Below are 13709 nucleotides of genomic sequence, written 5' to 3' on the forward strand. Positions count from 1 at the left end.
CAATGCTTGAAATAAAGGATCTAACAGGTGGCTACGGCGATAAAAATATCGTAAAAGACGTATCTTTTACTGTGAAGAAAGGCTCTATTCTAGGTATTTTAGGGCCAAATGGTAGCGGCAAATCGACCTTAATGAAATTAATTAGTGGTGTATTGCCAGCTGAAAGCGGCGAAGTTCGAATCGAAGGTATGTCGATTGCAGATTTTCCAGCTAAAGAACTAGCGAAAAAAATGGCGGTATTGCCTCAATTGCATACACACGCCTTTTCCCATACAGTTCGAGAAACGGTCTCGCTTGGCAGGTATCCGCATCAAGGGGGCTGGTTTTCATCATGGTCTGAAGAAGATGAGCGGACCGTTATAGAAGCCATGCGCTTGATGGACATTAGCCATTATGAAAAAACGCAAATTGACCGGATGTCTGGTGGCGAGCAGCAGCGTGTTTTCGTCGCACAAGCATTAGCGCAAGATGCGGGCATTTTACTATTAGATGAACCAACGAACCACTTAGATATTAACCATCAAAAGGAATTGCTCGATACCATTAAAAAGCAAGCTATTGAAAAAGAGTTAACCATTGTTTCGATTTTTCACGATATCAATTTGGCGTCTATGTATTGCGATCAATTATTGTTGCTTGACCGGGGTCAAGTTGTTCGAATGGGTGAACCACATGAAGTGGTTCGCGAACAGGATATTGAACGGGTCTATAAAACGCGAGTTAGCAATCACCCACATCCTGAATTACCAAAGCCGCAAATCACTTTATTGCCAGGAGTTAAGAATGCTTCAGCCATCTTCAAAATTCGGGCAGAAGAATTTCAGATTTCTAAAGACATGGTGCTATACAAAAGCCCCATTCCGTTAAAAACGGTTTCCTCAGCAGTCGTCAATGCAGGCTCCGGATGGTTCCGGAATTTTATGAATCGCCATGTGGATGCGTTTTATAATGTAGATGATAGTGTTCACGAAATGACGGAGTATATTGCGGGAAATGGCTTGAAAACGACGGATACAGTAGGAATGATGACAGCGGTTCAAACGCAAGATGCCATTGTTAAAGAATATGCAGGTCCTTTTGGTTCGGTCGTCATTGCGGTAACTGCAGGCGTTGGAAACGGTGTGGATGTCTCAAAAGCAGTAGAACGTACGCTACGCGTTGGTACCATCAACACATGGATACTAGTTAATGGAGTTTTGTCGGATGAAGCATTTATCCAAGCAATGATTACGGCGACTGAAGCCAAAACGAAAGCACTTCAACAAGAGCAAGTTAAAGATCCGCTGACTGGTACAATTGCAACCGGAACATCGACTGATAGTTGTTTGGTTGCGGCAACGCAACAAGGGGAGCAATTGCCTTATGCAGGGCCAATTACCGAGCTTGGAAAATTAATCGGTGTTGGCGTTTTTGAGTGTACTGTCGAAGCACTCAAATTATATGAACTAGCGAAAGCGAAAAATTGATAATGGCACATATTATCGCGATAGTGCTAGGTTTAACCATCGATCGTATGGTTGGAGATCCACCAAATTGGCCGCATCCGGTTCGCTGGATCGGCACAGCAATAAGCACATTAACGCGTCGCTGGAACAAGGGGGCAAACGCCTACCGAAACGGCTTTTTGTTAGTAGGAACTATTGCCTTGACCGTGTTTTTGATTGTTTATCTAGTTGTCGCACTGGCGTACTCGTTGAACCTTTTTGTAGGAATTGTCTTAGAAGCTTTACTGATTGCTTCTGGACTTGCCCAGAAGAGCTTAAAAGACGCAGCGATGGATGTTTACACGCCGCTGATCGATAAAGATATGGTGTTAGCACGTGAAAAATTATCTTGGATTGTCGGCAGAGATACAGCTGGCTTGAATGAAAGTGAAATAACGCGAGGCGTTGTTGAAACGGTTTCTGAAAATACGAGCGACGGTGTGACCGCGCCATTATTCTGGGCATTTTTGCTTGGAGCACCTGGATTATGGTTGTATAAAGCGGTCAATACGCTGGATTCAATGGTCGGTTACCATAATGAGGAATTTGAGAAGTTTGGCTTTGCTTCAGCAAAAACCGATGATGTGCTGAATTTCATTCCGAGTCGGTTAACCGGCTTTTTGATTTTAATCATGACAGAAAACAAACAGGCACTGTCCTTACATCAACGTTTTGCGAAATGGCTACAAGATGCACCCAAGCATCCAAGTCCAAACAGTGGTTGGTTAGAAGCGGCTACAGCGGTGCAACTGGGCATTGAGCTCGGTGGTGTAAATCGTTATCGTGGAGTCGAGACTTACCGTGCACGAATGGGAATCCCGATTTATCCATTAGAAGCACGACATATTCATGACACTGTTGGACACATGCAACGAGTCACCATTGGATTTTTCATTTTATTTGTTTTAGGAGGGATCTTGCTTGGTATTGCCTAATCACGGAGCTAATCCACTACATCTGTATAAACAAGCTGGAATCACTCCCCCTGAGCAAATTGTGGATTTCAGCGAAAACGTTCATCCGTTCGGTCCACCTGCATTCTTGGCAGAACAGTGGCCCAAAATGCTAGAACGGGTCGGAACTTATCCCGATCCACAAGGAGAACCGTTTCGCACAGCAGCTGCAAAATTTCATCAAGTAAAAGTAGACCAACTGGCTATAGGGAACGGTGCAGCTGAGATTTTCACTTGGTTAGCTAGAAGATATCGCAATCAACAAGTAGTATTAATCGAACCGGCATTTTCTGAATACCGCCAAACGCTGGAATCGGAAAACGTTCAGATCAGAGTGATTCAGCTGGGACCGGAAAATGGCTGGAAATTGACGTTGGAAAAACTTCAACCCGCCATTGTAGGCTGCACGGCGCTGTACATTTGCAACCCACAGAATCCTACAGGTATTTTGTTAGACCTCGAAACACTTAAAAAAATAGCGCAAGCTTGTTTAATTCAAAACTGCGAACTGGTACTTGATGAAGCCTTTATCGATTTTATTGGCGAACAAGTTTCGTTTATGCCGTTTTTACAGGAATTTCCGAATGTTATCATTGTTCGTTCGATGACCAAAATGTATGCAATTCCTGGGTTGCGACTGGGCTATGCGGTTAGTCAAACTGAAACAATCGATCAATTAAAGCAAGGAGCGGCACATTGGAATGTTAATGCCTTGTCTGCTGCGATTGGAGCAGATTGTCTGAAAGCAGTCAGTTATCGCTTCAAGGTGATTGGAGCCGCTTCAGCAGAACGACAGAAGATGCAGCAGTTTTTTAGTAGAAATCATTGTCGAACAACTGATTCTGCCGCTAATTTCTTGTCGTTTCAGTTGCCAGACCCGTATGATTCTCAAGCGTTTTTCGTAGAACTATTAAAAAAAGGAATGGTCCTTAGACACACGGAATCGTTCCGAGGAATGGATGGCAAGTGGTTCCGAATCGGCATGAAGTCAACGGAAAATATGGAGAAACTTCGGGAGGCGATTGCAGCATGGCTCGAGGTCAATTAGTTTTTATCAGTGGTGGAGTTCGTAGCGGCAAAAGCGCTTATGCAGAAATGCTTGTACGTGATACTGGCAAGGGCCGGAGGATTTATTTGGCTAGCGGTCAAGCTTATGATGAAGAGATGATCGAGCGCATTGAACGTCATCGAAAAGATCGGCAGGAAGATGGCTGGCTAACTATTGAGCAAGCCTACAGTATGGCAAATGTGTTACAAGAGCTTGAACCGGACGATTTGGTGCTATGGGACTGCGTAACAACGTGGCTTGCCAATGAACTTTATGAAGGTTGGGAAACGGGCAATATGTGTGCTGACATTGAAGACTGCATGGAGCAGAAATGGGGTAAGTTACAAGAGACGATTCTGGAAATGTTGAATACAGTCCATTTGTTGACAATTGTCTCAAATGAAGTATTAGACGACTTTGTGCGAGATCGACTGTACCAAAGCTGGCTTGGGCGTATTCATATTTGGCTCGTTCAGCAAGCTGATCAGGCACTCGAAATGGAAAATGGGTTGTCATTTAGAAGGAAGTGAAAAAATGCGTGGAATAATGATTCAAGGAACTTCATCAGATGTCGGAAAAAGCATGATATGTACAGCTTTTTGCCGAATTTTTTCTGATGAAGGATTCGAAGTAGCTCCTTTTAAATCGCAGAACATGTCGAACAATTCCTACGTCACAATACTTGGCGAAGAGATTGGTCGCGCGCAAGGTGTTCAAGCAGAAGCAGCGCGTGTTTTAGCGACCGTAGACATGAATCCAATCTTACTGAAACCTGAAAGTGGGATGAAATCGCAAGTGATTTTATTTGGTAAAAAACTTGAAACGATGGATGGTATGGATTACCGAGCACAGTTTTACGAAAAAGGATTAAAAGCAATCGATCAAGCACTAGCAAATTTGGCGCAAGACTTTACTCATCTAGTTATTGAAGGAGCTGGGAGTCCAGCTGAAGTCAACTTAAACGACCGCGAGATAGTTAATATGACGGTTGCTAAACGTGCAGATGTTCCGGTAATTTTAGTAGCCGATATCGAACGAGGTGGTGTTTTTGCATCGATTATCGGAACGCTCGCTTTGATACCCGAAAAACAGCGAGTTAAGGGTCTAATCATTAATAAATTCAGAGGCGACGTACAGCTTTTTGAAGAGGGTATCCGTTTTCTTGAATCGTATACAGGCATACCGGTACTCGGAGTTATTCCTCATATGGATCGTCATGAAATCGAACAAGAAGATTCGCTTGGAGTTCAAGCTGTTCAGCAGATATCCAGAGTTGAACATGCGATTGAACTAGTTGTCTGCAAACATCCTTATATGTCAAACTTCACAGATATTGAACCTTTTCTCAATGAACCAGATATTACCATTCGTTGGGCTGAAACAGTTGCTGATATTGGACATCCAGATATCTTGCTGTTACCAGGCACGAAAAGCACCATTGCAGATCTGCGCTACTGGAAACAGCAAAAGCTTGGAGCCAAACTGAGTGAACTGTACGGCAACACATGGATTGTCGGTTTGTGCGGAGGCTTTCAACTGTTTGCTGAAACCTTAACAGATCCACAAGGTTACGACGGCACAGCAGTAGAAAATGAAGAAGGATTTAGCTTGATCCCATCTATGCATGTGGAGTTTCAAAAGCAGAAAATGGTTCGACGCCAGAGAGCTACAGTAAAGTTTGAACATGCAGAAGTTGAAGTCGCAGGTTATGAAATTCATCACGGTAAAGTGACAGCATCCGCTTATCCGCTTATGCATTGTGGAGATATAGGAGAGGGATATTTTCATAATCGGCTACTGGGCACACATCTACATGGGTTTTTCCAGGATCTACACTGCCGTACTGCGTTTCTCGCACCCATTCGAAGGCAGAAAAATCTACCAATACCTTCACGTGAAGTAGTGAAGGATCCTTTTGATCGCTGGGCAGGACATGTTAAACGTCATCTCGACTGGGAGAAAGTCATAGAAATAATGGAAGCCGATCAATGAGCCGGCAGCTAAGAACAGGCCTTTTATTAGCGCTTCAATTTTTTTCAGTGATCCCAGTGAAAAAACAATTACCAATGGAAAAAATTCATATTACGGCGATGTATGCGATGCTGCCACTAGTAGGCATCCTTTTCGGTAGTGTTTTAGCGGTGTCGGTTTGGTTGTTACGTGATGCGACGGATGTCAGTTCATTGCTAATCGGCTTTGTCGTTGTCGCAATTGGCCTAGTGGTAACCGGAGGATTGCATATGGACGGACTGGCAGATACGGGCGATGCTTATTTTTCTTATCAAGACCGAGAAAAACGCTTAGCTATTATGGCAGATCCGCGGATTGGTGCTTTTGGAACGATGGTGTTACTACTGGCGATTGTTGGAAAAGTGATTATCGTGGCCGAATCGGTAGACTCTGTTTCTCTAGCAGTGATTTTATGGATTCCTGTTTTTTCAAGAATTGGCATGCTGGTCTTGTTCAGCTCAACCAAGTCAGCAAAACTTGATGGACTTGCAGCATTCTTTCAGCAACGGACAAATCACAAAGTCGTCTGGCTACTGGCGATTGCATGGCTGGGTTTTAGCTTTGCTGTGACCGTTTGGAGTACGACTAGTTGGATTGCGCTGATTTTGCTGATGCTATTACTTGTCTCACTTTGGCTGTACCGCGCTTGGTGCCTAAAGAATTTTGGCGGTGTTACAGGTGATTTGTTCGGCGCTTATGTGGAAGGAGTGGAAATTTTATTATGGATCAGTCTTTTGTTCTTCGTTTAATTCGCCATGCCGCTACACGAGGCAATGAACAAAAACGCTATATCGGTTGGACCGATGAATCCATTTTGCCCTTTAAAGCCACGCCTGACCTGCAGATAAAAAAAGTTGTGGGCAGTGATTTAAAGCGATGTCGAGAAACTGCTGCTATCCTGTTTCCCAATGCAGTTTACCAGGCAAACAGAGATTTTCGGGAATGTCATTTCGGTCAATGGGAAATGAAAACTTACGATGAGTTGAAAAGTAGTCAACTGTATCGGAACTGGATAGATCACCCTTGGCAGATCAGACCACCAAGTGGTGAAAGTCTCGCTGACATGGCGGAGCGAGTCGAACGAGGTTTGAAGAAACTGCCAGAAGGTAAAGCGATTACGCTCGTTCTTCACGGGGGACCGATTCGTTACTTAATTGCTGAAGCTTTGGGTGACAAATTTCAAAATCAAACTGCGCTGCATGGTGGTTGCCACATGTTAACGTGGCAGAGTCGCCAAGCGTTCGAGGAGCGTGAATTATGCACATCGTTTTCGGTGGAGCCTTTAACGGCAAACGGCAATACGTAAAAGAGCAATTGAAAAACCATAATGTTGACTGGAATGAAGCTCGGTTACCTGAAATAGCAACTCGAGAAACCGTCGTTATTGCAGGTTTAGAAAATTGGGTGAGACAACAACTTGAACAAGGTTTTTCAGAACAGTATATGATAGAACAAGTAAGGAAAATAGCTGGCCAGAAACAACTGTTGCAAATTTGGGTGCTGACAGATTTGAATCGCGGCATCGTGCCGACTGAACGGATCGAGCGTGAAATGCGCGACGTTCTTGGCCGGTTGTATCAATTTTTATTTCATGAAGCAGAAAGTATTACACGAATTTGGTACGGCATTCCACAAACAATAAAAGGGGCGGATCAAGATGAAAATTTACACAAAAACAGGCGATAAAGGGCAAACTAGTTTAATCGGAGCACGTACGGATAAAGATGCACCACGCGTAGAAGCCTATGGCACTATTGACGAAGTGAATTCGTTTATTGGCAAAGCGATGACGGAATTGGCACCGGAAAAATACGCCGATTTGTTAGAAGACCTAGAAGCGATACAAAACGAATTATTCGATTGCGGCGGAGATTTAGCTGACGTTCGAAAAGAGCCGAATTTTAAGATGACGGAAGCACCCGTTGAAGTTTTAGAAAAACGCATCGATGAACTAATGGAAGAACCGCCACTACTTGAACGATTCATTTTACCAGGAGGATCACCAGCAGCTGCAACTTTGCATATTGCACGTACGATTACGCGTCGTGCTGAGCGACAAACAGTGACGTTGATGAGATCAGGCGAAGAGTTTCCACTAGTCGTTCAACGTTATTTAAACCGTTTATCGGATTATCTATTTGCGGCATCGCGTGTCGTCAATTCACGTGCAGGTGTGCCAGATAATGAATATGTTCGTAGCGCTAAAGTCTTTAAAGGCGGCGGACGCGGCAAGAAATCGGCCGAGTGAGATGACGACAAAAAAATTAGCGCTTGCGGCGTTATTTATTAGCTTATCGGCAATCGGCGGGATGATTAAAATTCCGCTTGGCATCACGTCTATTGCGCTCGATTCGATGCCCGCATTAATTGCGGTGCTGTTTTTTACAGCACCTCTGGCAGCTACCATTGCGGCATTTGGTCACTTGATTTCGGCGCTATTTGGCGGTATGCCACTCGGACCATTACACCTGATGATTGCAGTCGAAATGTGGCTTGTTGTTTGGCTGTTCGCAAAACTGCATCAAGCAGGTAGGCATTGGTTGAAATGGCTGGCATTTGTTATTGGCAATGGAGTAGTAGCGGCAGTGCCGTTTTACTTTTTACTATCGCCCGCATTTTTTTATGCGTCCGTGCCAGGACTGTTAATTGCTGCTTCTATTAATGCAGCAGTTGCTGCTCTTTTAATGCCGTATGTCCTAAAAGCTAGTGGAGGTTCACACTATGCGTCACGAAATATGGATTGATGACTTTGTCATTACGTCGGACAATGCAGCAGGAATTGGTGAAAAACAGCACGACATCATCTATGCGCCTAATGCCATTACTGCGAAGTTTGCGGCACGCGTCGCGTTACTTGAACAATGGGCTGCAGGTAGCGAACCAGACGCAGTGCTGCTTCATAACTTTAGTGGAGCTGCGGAGTGGAACGATTACGTTACGGGTCTCACTGAACTATTTACTGAAGCAGAAACGCTAGTGCCCTCCATTTCGGGAAGTACAGAAAGCAATATGCCGACGCTGCAATCGGGTATTTCTGTAACAATGATTGGCAAACGAAAAAGAAATTTTATGCCGGCAGATGCTCTTAGGTGGTTTGCTTATGGTGTTCCACTTGTTGGGGAAGACGTGCTGACTAAGGTGGATCAAATTGCGGATCTTGTTCTCCTCAAGACAGCCCTTGAAACAGCCTTGATCGAACGCATGTGGCCAGTCGGCTCAAAAGGAATCGCACAAGAGTTTGAGTTGTTGATGGAGCGTCGTGTGGGAATATCCACTGCGCTTAACACAGAAACTTCTGGCGGTCCGGCGACCTGTGTTTTGGTCGGTGTACAGCACAGTAAAGCTGAATACACTCAGCGTTACTTTGGGGAAAATCTTTTTGAGATAGAGTTTAGATAGGGAAAAGCATTATCCATTCTTTAGGATGATGCTTTTTTATTTAAGAGTAGAAAGTTAAGAGAGTTCTGTACCTAGCATTTTTTCAGCGTACATCTAACAAATTTTTCTTATATAAATACAAGTAAACTCTGACAATTTAAAAATTATTCAAAATATAAGTTGACTGAATGCTCATTCATATTTTAATATAGAACATAGTATCGACAAGCTGCTGTCATTCACGTAAACTTTGAGTAAGTTATTTTTAGAATATACACACAAGGGGGATCTCGCGATGGAACCATTGTTAATTGCAAACTGGATTTTATTCATAGCTGTAACCGCTTACGCAGTTTATCTCTTCATCTATTTATTGAAGTCGAGATATGATTTTATCCAACTCGGTAAAAAAGTCGAGTTTGAAGAAAATTTCAACGAGCGTTTGCGTAAAGTTATGGTCAACGTATTTGGTCAGAAAAAATTATTGAAAGATAAGAAGAGCGGGACAATTCACGTTATGTTCTTCTATGGCTTCTTGTTAGTTCAAGCGAGCGCTATTGATTTTATTATTAAGGGATTATCGCCAGATTCACATTTACCGCTTGGACCTCTTTACCCAGCGTTTACTTTTTTCCAAGAAATTGTGACGTTAACCATTTTGGTTGCTGTAATTTGGGCGTTCTACCGACGCTATATTGAAAAGCTTGTTCGCTTGAAACGCGGATGGAAATCAGGACTTGTTCTTATTTTCATCGGTGGATTAATGGTAACAGTACTGATCGGTAACGGAATGAACATGATTTGGCACGGCCATGAAGCTGCCTGGACTGAACCAGTTGCTTCTTTAGTCGCGGGTGCATTTGCTTGGTTACCTGAAGCTGCAACCATTTCGATTTTCTACGTGATGTGGTGGGCACATTTGCTATTCCTGCTGACGTTCTTAGTTTATGTACCACAATCAAAACACGCTCACTTGATCTTCGGACCAGTGAACACATGGTTCCACAGAGTAGATCATGTAGGTCGCCTAAAACCAATCAACTTTGAAGAAATGGAAGACGAAGAAGATCCAGACGCAATGCCATCATTTGGAGTCGGGAAAATCACTGATTTCTCACAAAGCCAAATGATCGATTTCTACGCTTGCGTAGAATGTGGCCGTTGTACGAATATGTGTCCAGCAACAGGGACAGGGAAAATGCTGTCACCGATGGATTTGATCACAAAATTGCGTGACAACCTGACAAACACTGGTGCTGTCATGACGCAGAAAAAACCATGGGTGCCGGCCATGGCATTCAACAATACGCAAGGAAACCAGTTGGCAATGGCTGCGGGCGCTGAAGGTATTACAATCGACGAACTTTACAGCCCGAGCTTAATTGGAGACGTTATTACAGAAGAAGAAATTTGGGCGTGTACGACTTGCCGAAACTGTGAAGACCAATGTCCAGTTATGAACGAGCACGTGGACAAAATCATCGATCTTCGCCGTTATTTAGTAATGACAGAAGGAAAAATGAATCCGGATGCGCAGCGCGCGATGACAAACATCGAACGTCAAGGAAATCCTTGGGGTCTTAACCGTAAAGAAAAAGAAAATTGGAGAGATGCACGTCCAGATATTCAAATTCCGACAGTGAAAGAAATGAACAAAGCAGGCGAAGAGTTTGAATTCCTATTCTGGGTTGGCTCGATGGGTTCATTCGACAGTCGCTCGCAAAAGATCGCTTTGTCATTTGCTCGACTGATGAACGAAGCGGGTGTGAAATTTGCAATTCTCGGTAACAAAGAGAAAAACTCAGGTGACACGCCACGTCGTCTTGGAAATGAATTTTTATTCCAAGAACTAGCAACCGCTAATATTAAAGAATTTGAAAAAGCGGAAGTGAAAAAAATCGTCACAATTGATCCGCACGCTTACAATATCTTTAAAAATGAATACCCGGATTTTGGTTTTAAAGTTGAAGTTTATCACCATACGGAAATGTTGTTTGATCTCGTTCAAGAGGGACGTCTAAAACCACAATTCGCGGTAAACGAGCGAATTACGTTCCATGACTCTTGTTATCTAGGTCGCTACAACGATGTTTACGATGCACCGCGTGAAATCCTGAAAGCGATCGAAGGCGTAGAATTAGTTGAAATGAAACGTAATCGTGAAGACGGCATGTGCTGTGGAGCTGGTGGCGGAATGATGTGGATGGAAGAAGATGTAGGCCACCGTGTTAACGTTGCCCGTACTGAGCAAGCACTTGAAGTTAGCCCAACGATGATTTCTTCTGGCTGTCCGTATTGCTTAACAATGTTATCAGACGGAACAAAAGCGAAAGAAGTCGAAGAACAAGTTGGCACATACGATGTAGCTGAACTATTGGAAATGGCGGTTCTTGGAAACATGGCACCAGAGCCGGAAGCAATTGTTCAATAACTAGCAACCTCGTGAAGATTTTCTTGAGTACTTCTGGTCAAATTAATGAGCTAGCAATAAATAATTGATTAATGACAGAAGATTGAGTAGAATAACAGCATAAGCAATAAAAAAAGGGAGTAGAATACTCCCTTTTCTTTTCGGTAAAAATCGAGCGAGCGTTCAGTCACTAAATGAACTAAAAATAATTCGGGCGATTTATTTGTCACGAAGCTAGTAGACCCATGCAAGAGCATGGCGTTTGAGTCGTGTAGTTTACACGATATCCGAACACAATATAAGAGGTATTTCTTTTTTTGAAAGAAGTTGAAACCGTTTTCAAGAAAGCATAAAGGGAGGAAAATCATCATGGCAAAAACAGTCATTATCGACGGGGCACGTACAGCATTTGGGAAATTCGGAGGTAACTTGAGCACGCTAACAGCAAGTGACCTTGGAGCAGAAGCCATCAAAGCCGCGATGAGCCGCGCAGCTATTCAACCAGAAGACGTTCAAGAAGTGATCATGGGTAATGTGCTGCAAGCAGGACAAGGCCAAATTCCTTCTCGTCAAGCTGCGACAAAAGCAGGAATTCCATACAACGTAAAATCTGAAACAATCAATAAAGTCTGTGCATCGGGTATGCGCAGTGTTACATTAGCCGATCAACTTATCCGTTTAGGTGATGAAGAAGTTATTGTTGCAGGTGGCATGGAATCGATGTCCAATGCACCTTATTATTTACCAAAAGCACGCTGGGGTCTTCGTATGGGAGACGCTCAAGTCGTTGACGGCATGGTCCATGACGGTTTGTCATGCTCATTCCACCCAGACCGTGTTCACATGGGAACTTACGGCAATTCAACTGCTGAAGACTTTGACTTGTCTCGTGAAGAGCAAGACAAATGGTCGGCTCGTTCGCATGAACGTGCGATCAAAGCAAAAGATTTGTTTGCAGAAGAAATTGTGGCAATCGACATTCCGCAGCGCAAAGGAGATCCAATTACAGTTGATGTGGATGAAGCTCCGCGCGCCAATTCAACAATTGAAGCATTGGCAAAGCTAAAACCAGCATTCGGTAAAGATGGTACCATTACTGCTGGAAACGCACCTGGAATTAATGACGGAGCGGCGGCACTTGTCTTAATGAGTGAAGAACGAGCACAAAAAGAAGACAAAAAAGTTTTGGCTCACATTCTTTCACATACAGAAGTCGCAATCGAACCACATCGTTTCCCAGAAACTCCTGGAATCGTCATCAACGAGCTATTACAGAAAACAGGTAAATCGTTAGACGACATCGATTTATTCGAAATTAACGAAGCGTTTGCAGCAGTAGCATTAGCTAGCTCGAAAATTGCTGGACTTGACGCTGAAAAAGTGAACGTCAACGGGGGGTCTGTAGCACTTGGTCACCCAATTGGTGCAAGTGGTGCACGCATTATTCTGACACTCGCTTACGAATTAAAACGTCGCGGAGGCGGCATCGGTATCGCAGCAATCTGCTCAGGTGGCGGACAAGGCGACGCGATTATGATCAGCGTTCCTAAGGAGGAAAAATAAGCATGTCGATTCAAAACGTAATGGTTATTGGGGCAGGACAAATGGGTTCTGGCATCGCACAAGTTTGTGCACAAGCAGGATTAAATGTGAAGTTAAACGATATGAAACAAGAAGCATATGATAAAGGGATTGCAACAATCACAAAAAATTTATCGCGTAATGTTGAAAAAGGTCGCATGACAGAAAAAGAAAAAATAGCGGTTCTTAGCCGCATTACATCTTCACTAGACTTAAAAGACGCACACGATGTCGATATTGTCATTGAAGCAGCGGTTGAAAACATGGCGATTAAACATAGCATTTTTAAAACACTCGACGAAGTAGCGCCAAAGCACGCAATTCTCGCAACAAATACGTCGTCGTTACCAATCACAGAAATCGCGGCAGTAACCAACCGTCCTGAACAAGTAATTGGCATGCATTTTATGAATCCAGTGCCAATCATGAAGTTGGTGGAAATTATTCGTGGCTTGGCGACATCGGATGAAGTGTATAAAAAAGTGGAAGAAATGACTGTGCAATTGTCAAAAACTCCAGTAGAAGTAAATGATTTCCCGGGGTTTGTCGCCAACCGCATTTTGATGCCAATGATCAATGAAGCAATCTTCACACTTCAAGAAGGTGTCGCTACAAAAGAAGCCATTGATGACATCATGAAGATGGGCATGAACCATCCAATGGGACCACTCGAATTGGCTGATTTTATCGGACTTGATACGTGCCTTTATATTATGGAAGTGCTGCATGAAGGATTCGGTGACAGCAAATATCGTCCGAGCCCATTATTGCGCCAATACGTAAAAGCGGGATGGCTTGGTAAGAAAACCGGTCGTGGATTCTACAGCTACGCATAACATTAGGAG

14 protein-coding genes are annotated in these 13709 nt (G+C 43.6%); all 14 read left to right on the forward strand.

Going from position 1 to position 13709, the window contains the following annotated elements:
- Positions 1–2: 2 nt before the first annotated feature.
- The 14 genes from QMF37_RS01575 (at position 3) to QMF37_RS01640 (ending at position 13700) form a co-directional block, all read left to right on the forward strand.
- Positions 3–1466: an adenosylcobinamide amidohydrolase gene (locus QMF37_RS01575; protein WP_283476159.1), complete on the forward strand. Its 1464-nt coding sequence runs from the start codon at positions 3–5 to the stop codon at positions 1464–1466.
- A complete protein-coding gene (gene cbiB / locus QMF37_RS01580) occupies positions 1466–2419 on the forward strand; it encodes an adenosylcobinamide-phosphate synthase CbiB (RefSeq protein ID WP_283476333.1) in 954 nt (317 codons plus the stop codon). The genes QMF37_RS01575 and cbiB overlap by 1 nt, the downstream gene beginning before the upstream one ends.
- Complete coding sequence (locus tag QMF37_RS01585; RefSeq protein ID WP_071153027.1) at positions 2406–3485, forward strand: pyridoxal phosphate-dependent aminotransferase; 1080 nt, start codon at positions 2406–2408, stop codon at positions 3483–3485. Before cbiB ends, QMF37_RS01585 begins: the two co-directional genes overlap by 14 nt.
- Complete coding sequence (locus tag QMF37_RS01590) at positions 3467–4015, forward strand: bifunctional adenosylcobinamide kinase/adenosylcobinamide-phosphate guanylyltransferase (protein WP_283476161.1); 549 nt, start codon at positions 3467–3469, stop codon at positions 4013–4015. The genes QMF37_RS01585 and QMF37_RS01590 overlap by 19 nt, the downstream gene beginning before the upstream one ends.
- Positions 4016–4019: 4 nt before the next feature.
- Positions 4020–5477: a cobyric acid synthase gene (locus QMF37_RS01595; RefSeq protein WP_283476163.1), complete on the forward strand. Its 1458-nt coding sequence runs from the start codon at positions 4020–4022 to the stop codon at positions 5475–5477.
- Positions 5474–6244, forward strand: a complete 771-nt coding sequence (cobS, locus tag QMF37_RS01600) for an adenosylcobinamide-GDP ribazoletransferase (RefSeq protein ID WP_283476166.1) — start codon at positions 5474–5476, stop codon at positions 6242–6244. Before QMF37_RS01595 ends, cobS begins: the two co-directional genes overlap by 4 nt.
- Positions 6217–6801: a histidine phosphatase family protein gene (locus QMF37_RS01605; protein WP_071153030.1), complete on the forward strand. Its 585-nt coding sequence runs from the start codon at positions 6217–6219 to the stop codon at positions 6799–6801. Before cobS ends, QMF37_RS01605 begins: the two co-directional genes overlap by 28 nt.
- Positions 6753–7181 carry a bifunctional adenosylcobinamide kinase/adenosylcobinamide-phosphate guanylyltransferase gene (locus QMF37_RS01610; RefSeq protein ID WP_071153031.1) on the forward strand — a complete coding sequence of 143 codons (429 nt, stop codon included), beginning with the start codon at positions 6753–6755 and terminating at the stop codon, positions 7179–7181. The genes QMF37_RS01605 and QMF37_RS01610 overlap by 49 nt, the downstream gene beginning before the upstream one ends.
- Positions 7153–7743: a cob(I)yrinic acid a,c-diamide adenosyltransferase gene (locus QMF37_RS01615; RefSeq protein WP_071153032.1), complete on the forward strand. Its 591-nt coding sequence runs from the start codon at positions 7153–7155 to the stop codon at positions 7741–7743. The genes QMF37_RS01610 and QMF37_RS01615 overlap by 29 nt, the downstream gene beginning before the upstream one ends.
- 1 nt (position 7744) lies before the next feature.
- Positions 7745–8239 (forward strand): ECF transporter S component, encoded by a 495-nt coding sequence (locus QMF37_RS01620; protein WP_283476169.1) that lies wholly within the window; start codon positions 7745–7747, stop codon positions 8237–8239.
- Positions 8217–8894, forward strand: a complete 678-nt coding sequence (locus QMF37_RS01625) for an alpha-ribazole-5-phosphate synthase (protein ID WP_283476171.1) — start codon at positions 8217–8219, stop codon at positions 8892–8894. The genes QMF37_RS01620 and QMF37_RS01625 overlap by 23 nt, the downstream gene beginning before the upstream one ends.
- A gap of 274 nt (positions 8895–9168) precedes the next feature.
- On the forward strand, positions 9169–11304 hold the full coding sequence (locus QMF37_RS01630) for a (Fe-S)-binding protein (RefSeq protein ID WP_283476173.1): 2136 nt from the start codon (positions 9169–9171) through the stop codon (positions 11302–11304).
- Positions 11305–11652: 348 nt separating this feature from the next.
- Positions 11653–12846 (forward strand): acetyl-CoA C-acetyltransferase, encoded by a 1194-nt coding sequence (locus tag QMF37_RS01635; RefSeq protein WP_071153035.1) that lies wholly within the window; start codon positions 11653–11655, stop codon positions 12844–12846.
- 2 nt (positions 12847–12848) lie between these two features.
- Positions 12849–13700 carry a 3-hydroxybutyryl-CoA dehydrogenase gene (locus tag QMF37_RS01640; RefSeq protein ID WP_071153036.1) on the forward strand — a complete coding sequence of 284 codons (852 nt, stop codon included), beginning with the start codon at positions 12849–12851 and terminating at the stop codon, positions 13698–13700.
- The last annotated feature ends 9 nt before the right edge of the window (positions 13701–13709 follow it).

Source organism: Planococcus sp. S3-L1, assembly GCF_030063085.1.
GTDB lineage: Bacteria > Bacillota > Bacilli > Bacillales_A > Planococcaceae > Planococcus > Planococcus kocurii.

Bases quoted from the DNA above. Each gene is read 5' to 3' on its own strand.
- QMF37_RS01575 (WP_283476159.1), top strand. From the start codon at position 3: ATGCTTGAAATAAAGGATCTAACAGGTGGCTACGGCGATAAAAATATC.
- QMF37_RS01590 (WP_283476161.1), top strand. From the start codon at position 3,467: ATGGCTCGAGGTCAATTAGTTTTTATCAGTGGTGGAGTTCGTAGCGGC.
- QMF37_RS01595 (WP_283476163.1), top strand. From the start codon at position 4,020: ATGCGTGGAATAATGATTCAAGGAACTTCATCAGATGTCGGAAAAAGC.
- cobS (WP_283476166.1), top strand. From the start codon at position 5,474: ATGAGCCGGCAGCTAAGAACAGGCCTTTTATTAGCGCTTCAATTTTTT.
- QMF37_RS01605 (WP_071153030.1), top strand. From the start codon at position 6,217: ATGGATCAGTCTTTTGTTCTTCGTTTAATTCGCCATGCCGCTACACGA.
- QMF37_RS01610 (WP_071153031.1), top strand. From the start codon at position 6,753: ATGCACATCGTTTTCGGTGGAGCCTTTAACGGCAAACGGCAATACGTA.
- QMF37_RS01615 (WP_071153032.1), top strand. From the start codon at position 7,153: ATGAAAATTTACACAAAAACAGGCGATAAAGGGCAAACTAGTTTAATC.
- QMF37_RS01620 (WP_283476169.1), top strand. From the start codon at position 7,745: ATGACGACAAAAAAATTAGCGCTTGCGGCGTTATTTATTAGCTTATCG.
- QMF37_RS01625 (WP_283476171.1), top strand. From the start codon at position 8,217: ATGCGTCACGAAATATGGATTGATGACTTTGTCATTACGTCGGACAAT.
- QMF37_RS01630 (WP_283476173.1), top strand. From the start codon at position 9,169: ATGGAACCATTGTTAATTGCAAACTGGATTTTATTCATAGCTGTAACC.
- QMF37_RS01635 (WP_071153035.1), top strand. From the start codon at position 11,653: ATGGCAAAAACAGTCATTATCGACGGGGCACGTACAGCATTTGGGAAA.
- QMF37_RS01640 (WP_071153036.1), top strand. From the start codon at position 12,849: ATGTCGATTCAAAACGTAATGGTTATTGGGGCAGGACAAATGGGTTCT.